15 protein-coding genes are annotated in these 18,813 nt (G+C 37.0%); 3 read left to right on the top strand and 12 right to left on the bottom strand.

Annotation, left to right across the window (positions count from 1 at the left end; all coding sequences use genetic code 11):
• Positions 1-137 precede the first annotated feature (137 nt).
• Together EGI24_RS08760 and EGI24_RS08755 are read right to left on the bottom strand one after the other, a co-directional pair.
• Positions 138-2,900, bottom strand: coding sequence for an outer membrane beta-barrel protein (locus EGI24_RS08760; protein ID WP_255047996.1), 2,763 nt, complete (start codon positions 2,898-2,900; stop codon positions 138-140).
• A gap of 7 nt (positions 2,901-2,907) precedes the next feature.
• Positions 2,908-3,648 carry a GLPGLI family protein gene (locus EGI24_RS08755; protein ID WP_255047995.1) on the bottom strand — a complete coding sequence of 247 codons (741 nt, stop codon included), beginning with the start codon at positions 3,646-3,648 and terminating at the stop codon, positions 2,908-2,910.
• Positions 3,649-3,798: 150 nt separating this feature from the next.
• Between EGI24_RS08755 and EGI24_RS08750 the strand changes: the two genes are divergently transcribed.
• The 3 genes from EGI24_RS08750 (at position 3,799) to EGI24_RS08740 (ending at position 6,471) form a co-directional block, all read left to right on the top strand.
• The gene (locus tag EGI24_RS08750) at positions 3,799-5,229 is read left to right on the top strand and encodes a sensor histidine kinase KdpD (protein WP_255047994.1); all 1,431 of its coding nucleotides are present in this window, start codon (positions 3,799-3,801) and stop codon (positions 5,227-5,229) included.
• Positions 5,222-5,905, top strand: a complete 684-nt coding sequence (locus EGI24_RS08745) for a response regulator transcription factor (RefSeq protein WP_255047993.1) — start codon at positions 5,222-5,224, stop codon at positions 5,903-5,905. Before EGI24_RS08750 ends, EGI24_RS08745 begins: the two co-directional genes overlap by 8 nt.
• Positions 5,906-6,093: 188 nt before the next feature.
• Positions 6,094-6,471, top strand: a complete 378-nt coding sequence (locus EGI24_RS08740; RefSeq protein WP_255047992.1) for a hypothetical protein — start codon at positions 6,094-6,096, stop codon at positions 6,469-6,471.
• A 102-nt stretch (positions 6,472-6,573) separates the two neighbouring features.
• Here EGI24_RS08740 and EGI24_RS08735 read toward each other — a convergent pair whose 3' ends face one another.
• From EGI24_RS08735 to EGI24_RS08690, 10 genes are all read right to left on the bottom strand, one after another.
• Positions 6,574-7,497 carry a fasciclin domain-containing protein gene (locus EGI24_RS08735; RefSeq protein WP_255047991.1) on the bottom strand — a complete coding sequence of 308 codons (924 nt, stop codon included), beginning with the start codon at positions 7,495-7,497 and terminating at the stop codon, positions 6,574-6,576.
• 186 nt (positions 7,498-7,683) lie between these two features.
• A complete protein-coding gene (locus EGI24_RS08730; protein WP_255047990.1) occupies positions 7,684-9,009 on the bottom strand; it encodes an NAD(P)/FAD-dependent oxidoreductase in 1,326 nt (441 codons plus the stop codon).
• 132 nt (positions 9,010-9,141) lie between these two features.
• Entirely contained in the window at positions 9,142-10,131 is a 990-nt protein-coding gene (locus EGI24_RS08725; protein WP_255047989.1) for a DUF2268 domain-containing protein, read from the bottom strand.
• A gap of 123 nt (positions 10,132-10,254) precedes the next feature.
• Positions 10,255-11,808 (bottom strand): DUF5597 domain-containing protein, encoded by a 1,554-nt coding sequence (locus tag EGI24_RS08720; protein WP_255047988.1) that lies wholly within the window; start codon positions 11,806-11,808, stop codon positions 10,255-10,257.
• A 342-nt stretch (positions 11,809-12,150) separates the two neighbouring features.
• Positions 12,151-14,235, bottom strand: a complete 2,085-nt coding sequence (locus tag EGI24_RS08715; RefSeq protein WP_255047987.1) for a beta-galactosidase — start codon at positions 14,233-14,235, stop codon at positions 12,151-12,153.
• An 89-nt stretch (positions 14,236-14,324) separates the two neighbouring features.
• Positions 14,325-14,891 carry an NAD(P)H-binding protein gene (locus EGI24_RS08710; protein ID WP_255047986.1) on the bottom strand — a complete coding sequence of 189 codons (567 nt, stop codon included), beginning with the start codon at positions 14,889-14,891 and terminating at the stop codon, positions 14,325-14,327.
• A gap of 56 nt (positions 14,892-14,947) precedes the next feature.
• Positions 14,948-15,775, bottom strand: a complete 828-nt coding sequence (locus EGI24_RS08705) for an SDR family oxidoreductase (protein ID WP_255047985.1) — start codon at positions 15,773-15,775, stop codon at positions 14,948-14,950.
• Between the two features lie 43 nt (positions 15,776-15,818).
• Positions 15,819-16,271 (bottom strand): nuclear transport factor 2 family protein, encoded by a 453-nt coding sequence (locus tag EGI24_RS08700; RefSeq protein WP_255047984.1) that lies wholly within the window; start codon positions 16,269-16,271, stop codon positions 15,819-15,821.
• A gap of 226 nt (positions 16,272-16,497) precedes the next feature.
• On the bottom strand, positions 16,498-17,301 hold the full coding sequence (locus tag EGI24_RS08695) for an SDR family oxidoreductase (RefSeq protein ID WP_255047983.1): 804 nt from the start codon (positions 17,299-17,301) through the stop codon (positions 16,498-16,500).
• A complete protein-coding gene (locus tag EGI24_RS08690) occupies positions 17,301-18,812 on the bottom strand; it encodes a hypothetical protein (RefSeq protein ID WP_255047982.1) in 1,512 nt (503 codons plus the stop codon). Before EGI24_RS08690 ends, EGI24_RS08695 begins: the two co-directional genes overlap by 1 nt.
• Between the last annotated feature and the right edge of the window lies 1 nt (position 18,813).

The raw sequence follows: 18,813 nt of genomic DNA, 5'->3' as shown, positions 1-18,813 counted from the left end.
ATTTACATTTAGATGAAAAGGCTATTCTGCTCGACAACTGGGTTACAAGAGACTAAATTGAGAACTGATTTTTCGGACGAGACATACAAAATTTCCTAATATTTCAAAATAAGCCCTAATCTACATAAGCACTTTTCCTAATCCCTATCCCCCATTTTAATTTCGATTCCATTCATTTTCTTGAAACCTTTGATGTTATAAGAAAGACCAAAAAGAAAATACCTTCCTAAGACATTGGTTCTACTTATTTCGTTGTAGCTCAAATTACTGTTTCTACTTATTCCTTTGTTTTGGTTCAAAATATCAAACACCTCTGCCGTAAGTCTTAACTTTTTGCTTTTATCGACAAATGCAGTTATACTTGTCTTCCAGAGCGGCACATTTACATGGTCTTTTGAAAAGGATTGCTGATAACTTACATTGTCAAAATTGGTTTTGAGTATCACATTTTCTCCAATATTCAGACTTCCTTCAACAAACAACGTAGTTTCTGTATAAAACTGTCCCAAATTAGTGTTTTCGGAATAACGGCTATCGCTTCTATAATATCGGATACCTGCCAGGACATCAACCTTATCCTTCTTTCTGTTTTCTATCGAAAAATTTAAACCCTTTCCAAAAATGGTCGTTTGATTCCAAACATCGTTTATCAGGCTAAACCCGTTGGAGACATTGCTCCTCAAAGTTATTTTAGTTTTCAGCTTCAAAGGTTTTATAGGCGTGCTGTATTCAATCCTTCCACTGCCTGATTGCTCATTTTTACTATTTACGGGACTCACTGTCCGAACAAAAAACTCGTCGATGTTTATGCTATTATTGATTTTATTTTGGGTAAATCCAGCTCTAAAACTCGCATAAAACATCCTGAATTCAAATGCATTGTATTTCAAGTATCGCATCGACAAATTGTGCTTATATTCATTGGAAAGTGATGGATTCCCCTTGTAAATATTCAATGGATCAGCGTTGTTGACAATCGGCTGTAGCTGAATGAGTGAAGGCTCCACCATATCTGTGTTATAATCCAAATTGAAATTATGTCCATTTCCAAACTCATAATTGTAGTATAACTCGGGCAAAATAGCATTGAAGGTATTCGTAATGTTAGTATTTTCATTATTTATGCGACCTTTCAAAAAGGAATTTTCATATCTAAAGCCAGCTGCCCAATTGTATTTGGTTTGTGTGCTGCTATATTTCAGGCCTGTTTTACGATTGATATAATCTCGATTATACCAGGTAGAAAGGTTAAGATTGTAAATCAAGGCTTCGTTTATGACATCAAAAAAGTCAGTATTTAGCTTATTGTTTTGGTCATCCATGCCGGCACTAAACTCCAAGTATCTTTTCTTGCCAAAAGGCTCGATATAGGCAGCATTCAGCTCATAACTTACACCCTCATTGGCAGATTGCTGATTTTGCAAGATTTTTCTGGTAGTTATTTGATCTGAATAAAAGGCATACTTAGCATCTAAATCTGCATTGTTATCTGTATGATTGACCTTTGTTTTGGCTTTCAAAACCATTGATCTACCCAGTTTTGAAAACTTCTGTTGGTAGGTAAGATCGGGATTCAGCCTATAGTTATTTCCTGAAATGTTATAAATAGCATCATTTTCATTGATTTTGCTGTTGTCAGTTCTCAAAGAAATATCCGAAGACACCGAATTCAAGCGATTACTTCCCAACCCACCGTCCAATCTAAAAATCACATTCTGAAAGGCTGATATTTTAGAGGTAAGTTTCAAATTGAAGGAAGTGGACAAGTTGTTAGAGTTTTGACTTCCAAGTATTTGAGACCAATAACTGGCATCTTTCAGGAAATTTTCTCTTGAAACGTTTTTGTTCAGATCATTAAAAAAATCATTGATGAAAATACTGCCAACTAAGGAAGTTTTTTTATTAAAATCTTTAGCATAATTTAAACCTCCAGCAAATGATTTTTGTACACCTTGGTTGTTGATTAAGCCCATCGGCAGACCACCATTTTCACCTAAATTGATGTTCATTCCTCCTCCCGACATCATTGAACCTATGCCACCCATAAATGAAATATAGTCTTCCATAGAAAAATTTTGTTCATTGATGTTGTTGGCCAAGCCAATAAACGAAATTCTACTTTTGGGAGAAAATCTGTTGATACTCGCTCTTCCCTTAAATCTTTCGCTGGTTCCGCCTGCAAGTTCTGCTGTACCAAAATAGCCAGCTTTCTTACCTGGTTTCAGTTTTAGGTTAATGGTGCGTTCGTCCTGACCGTCTTCTATACCTGTAAACTCGGCCATATCTGACTTTTTGTCAAAAACTTGCACTTTCTCTATGGCATCAGCATCCAGGTTTTTGGTAGCTATTTTGGTGTCTTTTCCAAAAAACTCCTTTCCATCCACCAATACATTCTGGACATTTTCGCCGAAAGCCTTCACAGAACCGTCGCGTTCCACTTCTACACCCGGAAGTTTCTTGAGCAAATCCTCTACGACATCGCCAGCTTTAATTTTAAAAGCAGCGGCATTGTAAGTCACGGTATCTTTGCCAAATTCCATAGGACTTCCATAGTCTGACACCACTAGGCTCTGGAGTTCTTTGGTATTTTCTTTTAATACTATTGTACCAAGTTCAATCGTGTTGCCCTCAAAAGTTAGTTTATTCCAAAAGTTTTCATAGCCGAGATAGGTAATTTGAACCAAAAGGTTACCTTTAGTAACTTCTTTTATTTCAAAAACACCATTGGAAGTAGTAGAAACAAAACTCACCAAAGAGGAGTCTTTGGCATCCAGTAGCATAACCGAGGCCATTTCCATTGGATTTTGGTTTTTGTCTACCACTTTTCCTTGTATTTTTTGACTAAAAACACTGATCGTTGTAAAAAAAACAAACGAAAATAGAAGTACAAAACGAAGCATATTGTTTTTAGTTTTCGTTTCTGATTATCACCCTCGCACCGCTTTTACCATCGCTGCCCATTTCTTTCAATTTTTCATCCCGAATTTTCTTAAATTCTGCTTTATTCACCTTTTTACCTTTCTCAGGCTTTGTAAATGTAAATCCTTGGGGCAGAGGTTCGATATTGGTGGCTGCAATTAGTCTTTGTCCATTATCAGTATCCAAGGCCAATATCATCCCAGGAAGGCCACTATAGCCATTTGGGCCCATACCCACAGGTATTTGCGGAGTAAACCACGCCACCACTTTTTGAGAGGTATCGGCCAAAGTTGCTTTTATACATACAAAATCCAGCACCTTTTTTTGTTCGCCAGTTACTTTCCACTTTTTGTCATTTATTTGATCAACTATTAAGAACTCTTTGTCTAAAAACTCTTGACTTTGAATAAAACTGTTTTCCGACAAGTTCTGGTAAATGGTGGTTTGTGGCACTTTAAAAACCATTCTTATTTGATTACCGCCCTCTTCGTGTTTGATATCAAGGTCTTCATTTTTTTTCTCCTCCACTTTAAATAGGCTTTCATTTGAATCATAATAAAGAACCTTGTAAGAATCTTGAGAAGTAGGCATCATTTTGGCCATTTCTTTATTTTCTTCCGAAATTTGAATATTCAGTTTTATAGATTCTTTAAAATAGATTTTCCCTGATTTTTGAAATTGCGAAAAAGCAGAGAATGAGATAAACAACAATACAAGGGTACTTTTCATTGGGTTATAGACTTTTGTAAATTAATTGCACAAAACTATAATCTTTTGGATAAAAGCAAGGTTAATGAAAGTTTATATAAGGTTAATTAAGGTTAAAGTGCTTAAGAGTTGAACTTCAAGCTACTACATTTGTGATACAATATCGAAGCTATGTTGAAACATATTAAAACAAAGTTGGGCAATTGGATGATGGCAATGAGCTTGTTATTGCTGGGTACTTTCTTGGGATTTTACCTTTTCAGTACTTATTCTACTGAAAAAGAAAGAATAGAGCGTGAAATGGGTTATATTTTCACCAACTCTATCAAGGAAATTGAAAGCAAATTGATGGGCAATTTGATTAAAGTCACCAACAAAGGCAATAATCAAATATCAATAAATATAGACCATATGCCGAAAAACAACGTGGCGGTCTTTACTTCTAAAACGGAAATAAAAAAATCAGGTAAAAAGGAAATACGTTTAAACAACCGTATTGAGAGACGTACAAAAGACCTAGACGATGACAAAGAAGTGAGCGGAATGCTTTCTATAATGCTAAAAGTAAACCGCAAAGATAGCCCAGATGGCATTTTGAAACTTCAACAAGGCTCGAATTTGAAAACGATTTTACCAGAAGTAAAAAAACAATTCGCCCTAAATCTTATAAAAGGGAAGATTAGTACCCCATACACAATAGTGGTGGATTCGGTAAAACCCTCAGATAATTATATTGCCAAATACAACGATATACCTTCCAATCAGAAACTTTGGGTAACTGCCCAACATAAATTCGGAATAATCATCAAAAATATCTTTCCGCAGGTTTTAACGACCTTTTTATTATTTGGTTTTGTTGCTCTTTCGTTTTTTTTGATCATCCGAGCGGACAAAAAAAGACAAGAGATGTTTCAGATAAAGACCGATTTTATCAGCAACATGACACACGAACTCAAAACGCCAATAGCTACCATCAGTATAGCATTGGAAGCCATAGAAAGGTTTGATTTGCAAAGTATTGAGAAAAAAATGGAATATCTTGGAATTGCCCGCTTGGAGACTGATAAATTGTCAGATTTGGTAGATAAAGTGATGCAGGTCTCTAAAATGACGGACTTAGAGATAAAATCTGAGCAAGAAGTATTCGATTTAAATGCCTTAGTTAGAGAAGTATTATACGAATTGCAGCCAAGGATTAAAGATAAGAAACTGGAGATTCTATTTGAAAATTCAACAAACCAACTCGAAGTGGTTTCTGACTTAAAAAGCTTTAGCACAATCGTTTATAATTTGTTAGACAATGCCATAAAGTATAACCAAACCGCAAATCCTCGAATAGCAATATCATCAAAAAGAAACGGAAACTTTGCAGAATTGGAAGTTTCCGACAACGGCCAAACTATCCCAGCTGATTTTAGAGACAAAATATTTGAGAAGTTTTATAGGGTACCACAAGACGGCCAAATACATAATGTTAAGGGCCATGGTCTGGGACTATATATTGTTGAAAGCTTGGCAAAAGGGATGGGATGCCTTATCGAATACTCTGCCTTGCCCAATGGCAACAGTTTTATCATAAAAAACATCCAAACAAATGCTTAAAATATTGTATTTAGAAGATGAGGCATCATTGGCCAAAATAGTTAAAGAATCACTAGCGAGTAGGTCTTTTGAGGTGATGCATCTCGAAAGCGGCAAAAATGCAGTAAAAATTTTTAACGAATTTAAGCCCGATGTTTGCGTATTTGATGTGATGCTTCCTGAAAAAGATGGATTTGAAGTGGCCAAGGAAATCCGAGCCCATAATACCATAACACCGATAATTTTCTTGACCGCAAAAAACCAAACCACAGACCTATTGATGGGTTTTGACGCGGGAGGAAACGACTACATCAAAAAGCCATTTAGCCTTGAAGAACTGATCGTTAGAATAAATAACCTCTATTTCTTAAGTAAGAATAAGTCGGGAATAGCCGACAGTTCAACCGGTGTAAAAATTGGAAAGTATGTTTTTTCTACTACCAAACAAGAGCTTAGATTTGAGAAAGAAGTCCGCAAAATATCCTTCAGAGAATGTCAATTGCTGGATCTACTCACCAATTCCATGAGAGAAATCGTAACCCGAAAGGTCATTCTCGATACGGTTTGGGGAGATGACCACTTCTTCAATTCTCGAAATTTGGATGTTTACATCACCAAACTCCGCAGCTATTTCAAATCTGATCCGAAAATTGAAATCATCACCCTCAAGTCGGTGGGTTATAGACTTATTGATTAATAGGGCTTTACTAATCCTTTTCTTCACTTTTTTTACAAAAAACTATCGAATAAACTGATTTTTTAGAGGATTTCTAATAAAAAAGTATCCAATAAATAAAAAATTTACACAAACAAGGTACTATGTATTGCAATGTATTGGTTTATGCACTATATTTGCTCAACATTTAATAATTCAATAAAAAACTTATGAAAAATCTATTATTGACATTAGCGGCACTTGCCTTGTTATCTTACCTAGCGTTTCATTTTGCTAACCGAAATGACATCAATCTCGAAGTTTCAGAAAATGAATCTGAACTAAATATATCAGCTGAATTTCCTGATGAAAAAACACCCGTTGTTAAAAACTACTTAAAAAAAGAACTGAAACTAAGCAAAAATATATCTACCAAGAACAACAAAATAGAAGAAAATATATCGCTTGAAGATGGTACGTTTTTCTATATGAAACTGGCCGAAGGACGCTTAAAAATTGAGATGGAACGCAAAAGAAATAGTCAAACTGCCTACAAAAGACTAAAAAAAATGTTTGAAGGCTTAAAAACAGTTTTGACGACAAACTGACTATTATCATTTTTACTCAATTTCAGCCAAAAACTCTTGTTATAAAAAAAGCCAGTGGAACCCACTGGCAATTTTTACTCGAGTTCCGTTAAATAACCCCTATTACGGAAGAAGCACTTTGTCAATTACGTGAATCACCCCGTTGGTTGCCAAAAGATTGGCCAAAGTAATATTTGAAGCTCCACTGCTTTTACCCACTACTTTTGCACCAGAACTAAGGTCAAACTTAACTTTTACTGTAGAGGCAGTTGCTACCTCCCCACTGACATTTGGTAAGTCTGTTGAGAAAACTCTACCTGGAACAACATGGTACAAAAGAACATTGGTTAGGAGTGTTTTATTTGCTGGACTCAAAAGTGAGGCTTTTGGAGTAGTTTTGTACAACTCGGTAAACGCAGCATTGGTAGGTGCGAATACTGTCAGGCCGTTTTGTGATGCCGCCGTAAGTGCTGCTGCAACAGAAGGATCAGCTGCTGTTACCAAGGAAACCAATTCTGAAAAATTCGGATTTCCTATGGCAATTTCTACTAAATTTTTGCTTGGTGGCACTATCACGTTATCAATCACGTGCACCACACCATTTGATGCATCCAAATCTGTTGAAATTACTTTTATGTTTCCATTGATATATACGCCTGTTGAGTTTACAGACAAATAAATATTATTGGTCTCATTCAAAGTTGTAGCACTGCCGCTTTTCACGTCGGCCGCTTTAACTTTTCCAGCCAGCACATGAGAAGTCAAAATAGGCGTAAGTGCTTCTTTTGTTAACCCACTTAAACTGGTAATTCCTGCCTTTGTGAATGCATCATTGTTTGGTGCAAAAACCGTAAACGGCCCTGTTCCTTGTAGAGCTGAAACCAATTCGGCTTTCGTTAAAGCCGCCGTAAGTGTTGAAAACTGTGAATTAGAAGTGGCTACATCAACAATGTTACTTGTTTTGGGTTCATCCTCCTCACAAGACGTAAATGTAAAACCAGTTAATAGTAGAGCGAATAAGTGGAGTTTGAAACTTTTCCTTTTCATGTTTGTAATGAAATTATGTTTGTTATTCAGTTCCAACCGCCTAACCAATGGATTGTTTCATATTTAACTCTAAATAGTTTGATTCTAAGGACATTCTAATTTAGCTAAATTATTTTTGACAAAAAATGCCGTTCAGAAGTTATCTAAACTAAAAAAGTTAAATAAAGAATTTGAACAAATAAGACCTTAATTAATCAATTGAATAATTTTATCCGCCTCTCTCCTACCACTCAAATAGCCACCATGAGCGGTTGAAAAATAATCTTTTTCGGTATGTTCACCAGCAAAGAACAACCTATTGTTTACTTCAGCTGCCAATTCATCAAAATGCTGCATTTCAGTTCCAACAGCTGTATAAGAATATGCTCCAAAAGCGTTTTCATTACTCTGCCATTTGGTCCTTAACATTTTGGTTGGATTCGGTATATTTTTCCCATAAATGTCACGCAGGTGATTCATTATTTCGGCAATAACCTGAGAATCAGACATTGTTTCTGTTTGTCGGGCATATTCAGCATAGGCAAAAGTCATGAGGGCGTTGTGGTTAGGATTATATTTCTTAATATTCACGAAATAGTTGAATTTATCGGGTATTTCGGGGGTATAAGTGATGTACTGAACATCGTCCCAAAAAGCAGTTTCCCAAGTAAGCAAAAACTTGTTTACACAGCTCATTCCTACTTTTCGTATGGCTGTTTGTTTAAAATTAGGCAAAGCTGGTTCAAAGTCAATCGCTTGGGCTTTTAAAACACCCAATGGTACGGTTACAAGTACAAAATCGGCAGACAAAACTCCATTACTGTGATGAACTTTGACTTTTTCGGAAGTATAATCTATTTTAGAAACCTTTTGGTTGAGTCTGACATCCAAGTCTTTAGCCAAGTAATTTGGAATATGGTCATACCCGTTAGTGGCTATTACCTCCACCCCACCATATTCTTCACCTTCATAATATAATAAAGACGAAAGTTTATCCAAATCACCCGTATCAAATGTTAAAAAGGCAGAAATAAGAAATTTCCAAAGTCTGTCCTTTGATTTTTCAGGATATAATTGATTGAAAACGGTTTCGAAACTTTCGTTTGCTTTACCATTTTTCATCATATTTTTTATAACCCTATAAAACTCATCTTCCGTATTTTGATAAAGTTCTGAATTTCTAAGAACACCTCCGATATCATATGATTTTTGACTTTCGTCCAAGGTTTCGAATGTGGCCATGCCAGCATCTTTAGCCAGATCCGTAATTGGATTTCGACGTATTCCATGAATCCAGCTTGCCCCTTCATCAAATGCTACGCCAAGGCTACGGTCTGTTCTAAGCCTACCACCTACCCTATCCTGAGCTTCTAAAACGATCACTTTAAAACCTTTCTCTTGTAAGCATTTAGCCGCTGCTAAGCCCGAAATACCAGCTCCCACTACCACCACTGTCTTATCCAATGCACCGGGAATAAGTTTTTCTTCACAAGCCAAAGCAAACAAACTTGAGGTGGTAACCAGACCATGCAAGGTTTTTTTGAGGAAATTTCGGCGGTAGATGTTCATGGAGCGAAACTACAAAAAGTGAGGTTACGGTTTGTCAAAATAACAATGATTTAAAATATAACGCATTTACACAAAAGCTTATTTTTCGCCGAAAGCTTAGAACGCACTTTCAGTCACTAACTTGTCATAATCAGTAACTTCTATTATCTCTTTAATGGCTTTTCTTTTATTTTTTGCCTTCTCGTAGTATTGTTTACAAATTTGATAACCCAAGTAATAACCCACGCTTCTAACAGGATACAGATGGGTATTTTTGTAGAAATAATCACTAATTTTAGACATATCGGTCAGATTTTTATAGTCTTGCCATAGCCTCACTTTGTTTTCCTCGCAGTATTTATATTGGATGGCATTAAATGTACCCGGACCAATCGTTGCCTTGAAATCAAAAACCAAATCAGCAATGAATGCAGCTCCGCCTTCACCCAGCAATGGAATGTATTGAATTGTCCCCTTAAAGGTCTTAAGGAATTCATCATTTCCCTTGAATTGGCTCAAATGTACCAGTTCATGCACAATGAGTTCGTCCATTCTCCTGATATCGAACGACCCAGCTTTCAGATAATCTATAAAACCATTTGAATTGATAAGTTCTGTCGTATCGGCAAAACTATTACATGTAAACAACTCTAAACCAACATATTGCCCACTTTCAAAGGACTTACCGCCGTCATCCATGATACCTATGCAAATCACATTGGGTTTAATTTTGGCTTCTGGATAAATTTTGAGCAGTTTACCGTAAGCGGCATTTATCCTCTGAATCATCTCTTTCGATTTAAAAACCTCAGATTGCCTCAAAACTGAAGCATAATATTTGGGATAAAGGCGAAGCCTGTTTAAAAACACCTCTTCAATTTTATAATTATTCAATGATTCCTTCAGCCGGATATATTCCTGAAATGTGGCCGAACCTTTAGCCAATAAGTTGGCTCTAATTAAGTTCAAAGTATCTTCAGTAGTTTTAGCCTTTGGCAACTGACCATACATTTCTCCGAAATTATCTAAATCTGTGGTGATAAGATTTTGAGCTTGGCTAAGTTGAATAACGAATAATGTAAAGAAAGTCAATAGAACTATTTTCATTGATGTAAATTTGATTATTTGAGAATTTGGCAAAAAGGAACAAAAAAACAGTCGAATAAACTAAAAAGCTAGTCGACTTTTAATTATTTCAAAAAACAGCGATAAAACCAAAATCTAGTCCCCTCACCTATACCCATAAAACTCCACCCGCTGAATACCAAACTGATTGGTGCCGATGTTGATGTGACGGCCTTGGTGGGTTTGGTCGCCGTTGAGGTGGCGTTTTACGGCCCATTGGTTGTTTGTGAAATTACCTTCATCCACTTTTAGGAGGCCGATGTTGAGGTCTTTGTTTTCGATGAATTTTGTGGTAATCACTACACCCGAACCAGCTATATAGAATTCATTTTCAGCCGTTTGGATGATAATGGCACTCCCCAGTGGCCAAGTTTCTGTTCTTGCTCCTGGTGTCCAGCTGAGGGTGTAATCGTGTTTGCAAGTAAACTCGTATTTGCCCAAACGAACAATGGTTTCCGCGTCGCTTTTGCTCAGCATGATGCCTTTTATTTTTCCTGTGCCCTGATTACTGGTAATAAGCGGACTGAGTTCTTTGATCAAGCCATACATTTTACCAAGCGGCTCATCTTCTGGCTTTTGGGTAGATTCAATAGAAAAAGGTGAAAAACCCATACCCTCGTAGTGCCCAATGGTGTAAAGAGCTTTCGCTGCTACAGATTGGTCAAAAACATGTTCTGGCACAAATAGCACATCGCCTTGGCGGGTGTACAAGTCGCACCAATGTTTGAAATCGGGATTATAAAAATCTGGCGATAAGAAATCCACTCCCTTTCCTGCCGATTTCCAAACGTCCATCAAATGTGGCAATGGCCCTGCACTTGGGTAATTGCCAGGCTCACGTCCGGCTTTATTTAGAGCGGCATTGACAAACATAGGTAAGGGATATATTTTTTTACCTGCTTCGGTGATTTTGTCGGTAAAGTCGGCATAGTAATAAGCCATAAAAATCTCATCGGTATGCAAACCTTTACCGAATACTTCTTCCCAGTTTCCTGAGGTTTTGTATCCATTCTTTTTCCAAATCTCTCGAAATTCTGGTACCAAACTATCTCTGTTCTGTTGCAAATAACGCATCAATTCAGTCGGCACAGGCTTCTTAAATGCCTCATTGGCCAAATTTTGGTGGTCTCGGGCAGAAGGCAACATACCGATCTCGTTCTCTACCTGCACCATGATAACGGTTCGGGCTTTGTTATCAAAATCTTTGATAAACTGCATGAGTTTTTCGAAAGCATTTTTGTCGGCCTCCAATACATTTTCGCTAAAAGAACTCAGAATCTCTTGGCTTCGGCCAGTTTGGTCTTTTACTCGCGGATATTGGTCTTGGTTGAGTTTTACCCAAGCTGGAGCATGGCTGCTCATGCTGTTTTTCCATGATCCAAACCACAGAAATACCAATTTGATATCGTTTTGACGAGCTTCGATTATCAAATCTTGGTAAAGTTTAAAATCAAACTTGCCTTCTATTGGCTCTATCAATTCCCAATAAACAGGCACCAAGACGGTATTCAAGTTCATGGTTTTTAGTTTTGGCCAAACCGATTTCATGTTTTCTATTGTTGTAGCAGTAGAATTGCCGAGCTCACCTCCTAAAACAATAAATGGCTTATCATCAACGATTAACTGCGTGGTAGTTCCTTTTTTTACGAGTTTAGGCAAACTTTTTTGAGCAAATAATTGGAAATTTATGACACAAAATAAAGTTAAGAAAATAGGCAAAAAACGGCTTTTCATCAGGGTGAGGTTGAATTTAAATGGATTTCAAATATAGGGTATTATTGCAAATTACCATAATGAAGTGATGAGCTTTTGAAGAAGCGTTTTTAGTCTTTTGAAAAAAAAGGTAAAAAAAATGCCCCGAATGATAAGCATATATGTTATCAGATTCGAGGCACAAATACTTTAATTATCTTCAGGACTGCCGTGGCTCCACAGATAACGGTTGATCATAATAACGTTTACCTTTAGTTTGGTATAAAACATTAGCTAACACCACAAAACTTAGTTCTCTTCCACAATCTTCACTCCCCATGCCTCTAAATTCAAGTTTGCGTCTTTTGAGACAAGTTCGTTGGATAGTAATTCCTTGCCACTACTGAAATTATATTTAACCTGCTGAGGAACAGCCGAATAATTGAAAATGTAGCGAATTGTTTTGCCTTGTTGATTGATACCAGATTTCACAATAATTGGAAATGCAAATTGCTGTTCAGTTTTCCAAAGATTCGCTTTTTCTACTACATTTTTTACAATTTTTTCGGTGATAACAGAACTGGTCATGCAACCCACATAGGTAGCAGTACCTTTGCCAAATTGATTCTGCGTAACTGCTGCATAATTTCCCCAAGAAGGATGCTCGTAATATGCTAAAACATTGGCAGTACTCGGCGTAATGAATTCCATCCAATTAGATACCTTATTGTCTTTTCCAGCACCAAATGGGTCATTTTTTAGCGAAACATTTTGAGGAATTGTAAATTGGCTGTACGAAATCCCACAAGCTTCGTTGATGATACCCGGTTGAATAATACTTCTTACTTTTACGTTTTCATCTGAAAAGCCACTTTTGAAGGTATAAAGAACATGACCACCCTCTTTTACAAATTGATTGAGTTTTTTTAGAATATCATCAGAGGCAGCATAAAGTGCTGGGACGATGATAAGTTTGTATTTACTCAAATCTGGATTCTTTGTGGCATCAATAAAATCAGTGCCAACATTCATTTTATAAAGTGCATCATAGTAAGGGCGGAGAATATCATTGTAGTTTTCTTTTGTTCCAAAGCCAAATCCAAAAGCGTTGAAAGCCGTAAGTGCTTCATTGCTGAAAAGAATGGCAACGTCATTATTTTTCTTTAGACTGATGAGTTTATCACTCAATCGAGCAAAATCTTTACCGATGGTTTTGGCCTCATTATAAGTCGGGTTTGGCTCAAAATCATGGCTTAAAAGTCCTTTCCAGTAAGTTTCGAAGGAATTATGTATCGAATGCCAATGCCAGTATTCAAGCATATTTGCCCCCGAAGCCACATGGCTAAACGCCTGTAAACGCAATTGATTCGGGTAAGGAACCCATTGGGCAAAGCCCTGAGCTTCGGTTTCTATAACGAAGTAGTTTTTACCATCTTTCATTGAGCGAGTCAAATCACCACCCAATGAAATCTCTATTCCGGTAAGGTTATCTTGTGTAGGATGATAAACGTCGATTCCAGCAACATCAAGTGCTTTTGCGGCTGCAAAATGGTCAACATCGGGCTGAATTCCATAAGAATAACCACGCCATTCAAGGTCAAAATTTTGAGTTACAAACTGATTAGGTTTGGCGTATTCCTTAACAATCTTAGTTTGCCAATTTAAAAAATCTGTTACAATTTTACGTTGAAATTTCGAGAATTCGGAGTTTAAACTGGCATTAATAGAAGCACTGAAAGTACCATTTACCGCAGGAAAATCATTCCAGTTATTGATTCTGTTGCTCCAATAATCAAGACCAAAAGCTTTATTCACGGCATCTAAAGTTTTGAATTTATCTTTTATGTAAGCCACAAATGCCTTCTGAACATTTTCGCTGGATGTGCCGTAATGTTTGGTTTCGTTATCGACCTGATATCCAATAATTGCAGGATGATTTTTTACATGTTCCATGATTTTGCGAATGACACGCTCGGAATGAAAACGATAGTGAACATCAGTAATGTCCATGTTTTGTCTTGCTCCGTATTTTCTCTGTCCTTGTGGATTTGTTACCAAAACTGAAGGGTATTTTTTGGCTAACCAGGTAGGAATTGCATAAGTTGGGGTACCAATAATGACTTTGATACCTGCCTTATGCATGGCATTAAGCACACGGTCAATACTCTTAAAGTCCCAAACGTTATCTTGGGGCTCAACTGTGCTCCAAGTAGATTCTGCAATTCTAACTACGTTAATGCCTGCATCTTTCATCATGGCAATATCTTTATCAAGACGTTCGTATGGCATATATTCATCATAATAAGCCACACCGAAAAGCAATGGTAAGTTGTTTTGAGCAAACGTAATTTTTGAAATTACAAGGGATAGAAACAAAAATAGATACTTTTTCATAGTTTATTTTTAATTAAGGTACTCGTTATCAATATTTTATTTGAATATAGTCGTTTGTTTTTTTCGAATTGCATATTAATCCAGCTATTTTAAGGTTTACTAATTCCTAAATTTTCGTTGATGTAAAGCAAAGGATTTTGTATGAGCGTGCCTATAAAAGCAGCAATACTTTTTCGTGAAATGGCAGACCCAGATTCGGCTTGCCCTTTTCTGGTAAGTGCATAATCCACTTCGTTGGCATTCGTAAACCAATCTGGGCGAAGAATAGTATATTCTAAGCCCGAACTTTCAATTACGTCTGCTAATACACGATAGGGAAGTAGAATTGATTTCAATGGCACTTCGTAAATACCTATGGAGCTTATAGCAATAATTCTTTTCACCCCTGTCTCTTGCATTGCCTTTACGATGTTTTTTGCCATTATTTCTAAATTTCCTGTTAGGTTCACATATACAATATCATGTCCTGACACAACATCTTTTACATGGTCGTAAATCATTGCATCTCCTTGCTTGAGTGTTATATTATCTGCGGTTGATAGGAGACTTGTATTTCTTGCAAACAACGTTAACTGTACATCTGCTTGCTTCTTTAATTCTTCTGTTACAACTGTTGCAAGGCTTCCTGTTGCACCTATTATTAATACTTTATTCATTAATTTTATGAAATTTTCCAAATAAGGGTTCTAAAAAAACTTTAGTTCCTTTTGGACTAAAATGCTATTTTCCCCATTTTCATTGCTGCTATTACACCACCATCCATCAGAATGTCGCTTCCTGTGACAAAGCTTGAATCAGGGCCTAAAAGATAGTGGGCTAATGTGGCTACTTCATCTACAGTACCTACTCTTTTAGCCGCAGAAGCGGTAATCATGGCACGATACCCGTCTCCAATAGGAGATTCTAACTCGTGTTTTGCTAAGGCAGTTAAAATGATACCCGGGCTAATAGAATTTACTCTCGCACCTCTTTCACCCCATTTGATACTCTCGGCTTGAATACGGAGGTGATTGGCTCTTTTAGAGAGGCAATATGCATAAGTAGTATTGGGTACATTAGCAGGCTGCAATACAGGCAAGCTAAGTAATTCGCTGGCTTGGGTAACTGCAAGAGCCGTGTTTGTTTCCGCTCCTAAGTCTGGAATCATGTGACCAGCCATACTTGAAATATGGATACCTGCACCACCTTCTGCAATCACCTTTCCAAATTCTTCCAATACATAAACCGCACCCACTAAATCTACCTCCAATAACTTTTCGACGGAAGCCATATTGGGTGAAAGCCCTGCTGTATTCACCACCTGCAATACATTACCTAATGATACTGCTTTTGCAACTAATGCTTTTACTGAACTGAGTAAGGAAACGTCAGTTTGCTGGGTTTCTACCACATAGCCAGTATCAATTAAATCCTGAGAGGCTTTTGCTAAATTCTTTTCATTAATATCAGCTAATAAAACCACTTTACCAGCACCTTCACGTCTGGCGATGGCCATACCAATACCACCTACACCGATTACAACTATTACATTTGATTGCATAACTATTTTTATTGTTTATTTAAATTAAAAAATCATGACTGTATCAGAAAGTAGAAGCGACAGAGCTTAGAATAACCCAAGACCCATTGCGTTTTTCTAATTTCATTTTTTGTTGAAGCCTCCAAGTATTCCTATTGCCCCAAATTCTTGCATCTACCATACGTTGAATCATAACCTCGGCAAAATTGCCATTTACTTTAATGGTATGATTTACTTCTCTTGTTGAGTAGTATTTCATGCTCTCCTTTGCTATTTCATGTAGCCACTCCTCTTTGGATTGTACATAGCCCGTCATGTGAGTCAAGGTAAAATATTTATCGAGGATTTTATTTAATTCGGTGGTGTCTCGTGTAATCATGAGTTTAGCCAATTGTTGCACCACTGCAAATGCTTCGTTTGAATTATTATCCATATTATTTTGCTTAGCATGTGAATAATCTTGCGAGCAAGCAGTAAGGCTACTCAAGCAAGCTAAAATTAAAAGCAAGTATCTCATATTTATTTTCCCACTCTTGCCTGCAAAGCCGCAGGATAACGGTCTCCAATAATTTCAATTTCTTGTAAAGGCCCATTAATTTGAACCATATCATTGGCTGAGAATAAAATAATTCAAGGCTACAACATACAACCAAAATTAGTTTTTTCATTAATGATTTTTATCTCTGAGTAAATGTAAAAAACAGACTATCTATTCATATTGTTAGTTCTTCGCAAAAAGGAAATCAACGCATAATATTTGCCATTTTCTTCAAAATAAAATCGGTAGCACGCTGTGGACTAAAGCGATAAAAAAGGTCTAAGAAACGTGCATCTTTTCCCACCATTACACGATATTTGTTCTGCTCTACTGCCTCTAAAATTATTTCTGCTGCTTTTGATGCAGGCATAGCCAGTTTTGACTGCGGTTTATCTGGGTCTATTTTGGGCTTTCCCAGTCCTGAATTTTCGGTAATGTTGGTGGCTATCGCTCCTGGATGTACAACTGTTACTCTTACATTGGTATTTTTGAGTTCGGCATAAAGTCCTTCAGTAAAAATTTTCACAGCGGCTTTGGCTGCACCATACATGGTTTGTCCAGGAAATGGGATAAAGCCACCCATACTTGAAATATTGACAATATGGGCTTCTGGTCGATTTAAAAAATGGGGTAGAAAAGCTTTCGTCAAATAAACAGTTCCAAAAAAATTGATATTCATTACTCGATTAATTTGGTCATAATCCAGTTCGTTGACCCGAATAAAAGGTTGGATAATGCCCGCATTGTTGATAATTCCGTCTATTGCACCAGATTGGTCTATCAACTCTTTGGCGAAAGACTCAACCTTAGTTTTATCAGAAATATCCAATACAAAACCTTTAAATTGCTGGTCGGTTGCTTGGGCTATTTGTTTTGTTTGTTCCAGTGAACTGGGATTAATATCAACACCAATGACTTTTACCCCTTTTTTGAGCAGTTGAAGGGCTAATTCTCTTCCCATTCCGCTTCCTGCTCCTGTAACTACCATGGTTTTATTGGCTAAATTCATTAATTGATTTTATCAAAAGTGAGAAATAAAATACTGTGGGCTGGAATCAAAAGTGTACCTGATTTTACTTTTTCACCAATGAGTTTTGGCACTTCATCATTCGAGTTCAATTGAAGTACTTTGCCATTCAACTTCACTTTTTTGGTCAATAATTCATCTGCAGTAAGTAGATACTGAGTAGCGTTGACAGGTATGGAAAAACTTGTTTCTTTTTCGGTCGTATTTAAAATTAGAACGGTACGTCCTTTGGGTTTTCCTTTAAGATTGTGTACAAAAACATCCACTCCATTAGCCAAACTATCTGCTTTATAGACATCTGTTCCCATCAATTTGCCCCAAAGCAGTGCTGCCCAATAATTCGGTCGTGGTAGGTGGGTGTCATGGTCTAGCAAGGCATATTCACTTCTAGCAAGGGTGTTGTGCATAACCACCTGAACACCTTTTTTTGCCAACCGTCCGAGTTGTTCTAAATATCTAAAGCTATCAATGTAGGTGGCCGCTAATGGGTTTCCGCCACACGCCGCTTCGGCTGTTTCTGTAAGCCATATCGGAGCATTGGGATTGTATTTGTCTCTTGCATTTTGATAAAATTCAAGTCCTTTTTCTGTTTTACTCAGCCACTCAGGACTTAAGGCATTCTCAACTTTTTGTCCACCGCCACAGCGTTTGGATACTGTGCCGTAATAATGATATGTAAATACATCAAAGCTTGGTTTTGGGGTTTGATTTAACAGCTCATCCAAAGATAAATCTATACTTTTGGGAGGAAGTATTCCACCTTCGCCCGTAGAACCTGGCCCAATAATTTTCATTTTAGGAGCAACATCGGCTACTAATTTTTTAAATGCCAATAAGTCGTTTGCATAATTGATTCCTTTATAATCTTTACTAACATCACCATGATAAGCATGAGACGGCTCATTGAATAATTCAGCTGCGACAATTTCTCCTTTCAAAGAATGTGTATAGTCCAATATAGCTTTTACTTGCTCAGGTTTCCAATTACCCATTTCATCGTGCATTCCTTCACTCATTGGGAAAGAACTTACCAATTTCCCATCAACCGCTTTGCAGAAATCGATTACACCTTTCCATTGCTGGCGGGTGAGAATATTCTTGAAGCCAATAGGGGGGCTTGTCATTTTTGGTTCATCATTGTTTTGAAAATAAAGTGCATTTGCCCATGTACCACTTACTCTTACATAAGTTGGTCCCAATGCAGCTGCAAGGTTACGTAGTTTTCTTTCATAAAGATTGATAGGTTCAATCTTCCATTTCAAGGCCTCGATTCCTTTTTTATTTGAGTGTTTTCTAACAGAATCTATTAACTCATAAGGTATCCAGAAGTCACCACCAATTACTTCGCACATTTCAATATTGTATGATTGAAAACGTGTATCTACTTTTCCGATGAATGGCATTTTTGATAATGCGATGGAATTTACTGCATTCTGTGCATGAGCAACACTACAATTCAGTGTCAATCCTATGTATATTATTAGATTTTTCATA

This window comes from Lacihabitans sp. CS3-21, assembly GCF_024343675.1.
GTDB lineage: Bacteria > Bacteroidota > Bacteroidia > Cytophagales > Spirosomataceae > Leadbetterella.
Note: the sequence above shows the minus strand (reverse complement) of the source record. Positions and strands in the feature narration are given on the sequence as shown.

Excerpts from the sequence above, each read along its gene's own strand:
- EGI24_RS08760 (WP_255047996.1), bottom strand. The coding sequence starts at position 2,900 with ATGCTTCGTTTTGTACTTCTATTTTCGTTTGTTTTTTTTACAACGATC.
- EGI24_RS08755 (WP_255047995.1), bottom strand. The coding sequence starts at position 3,648 with ATGAAAAGTACCCTTGTATTGTTGTTTATCTCATTCTCTGCTTTTTCG.
- EGI24_RS08750 (WP_255047994.1), top strand. The coding sequence starts at position 3,799 with ATGTTGAAACATATTAAAACAAAGTTGGGCAATTGGATGATGGCAATG.
- EGI24_RS08745 (WP_255047993.1), top strand. The coding sequence starts at position 5,222 with ATGCTTAAAATATTGTATTTAGAAGATGAGGCATCATTGGCCAAAATA.
- EGI24_RS08740 (WP_255047992.1), top strand. The coding sequence starts at position 6,094 with ATGAAAAATCTATTATTGACATTAGCGGCACTTGCCTTGTTATCTTAC.
- EGI24_RS08735 (WP_255047991.1), bottom strand. The coding sequence starts at position 7,497 with ATGAAAAGGAAAAGTTTCAAACTCCACTTATTCGCTCTACTATTAACT.
- EGI24_RS08725 (WP_255047989.1), bottom strand. The coding sequence starts at position 10,131 with ATGAAAATAGTTCTATTGACTTTCTTTACATTATTCGTTATTCAACTT.
- EGI24_RS08715 (WP_255047987.1), bottom strand. The coding sequence starts at position 14,235 with ATGAAAAAGTATCTATTTTTGTTTCTATCCCTTGTAATTTCAAAAATT.
- EGI24_RS08710 (WP_255047986.1), bottom strand. The coding sequence starts at position 14,891 with ATGAATAAAGTATTAATAATAGGTGCAACAGGAAGCCTTGCAACAGTT.
- EGI24_RS08705 (WP_255047985.1), bottom strand. The coding sequence starts at position 15,775 with ATGCAATCAAATGTAATAGTTGTAATCGGTGTAGGTGGTATTGGTATG.
- EGI24_RS08700 (WP_255047984.1), bottom strand. The coding sequence starts at position 16,271 with ATGAGATACTTGCTTTTAATTTTAGCTTGCTTGAGTAGCCTTACTGCT.
- EGI24_RS08695 (WP_255047983.1), bottom strand. The coding sequence starts at position 17,301 with ATGAATTTAGCCAATAAAACCATGGTAGTTACAGGAGCAGGAAGCGGA.
- EGI24_RS08690 (WP_255047982.1), bottom strand. The coding sequence starts at position 18,812 with ATGAAAAATCTAATAATATACATAGGATTGACACTGAATTGTAGTGTT.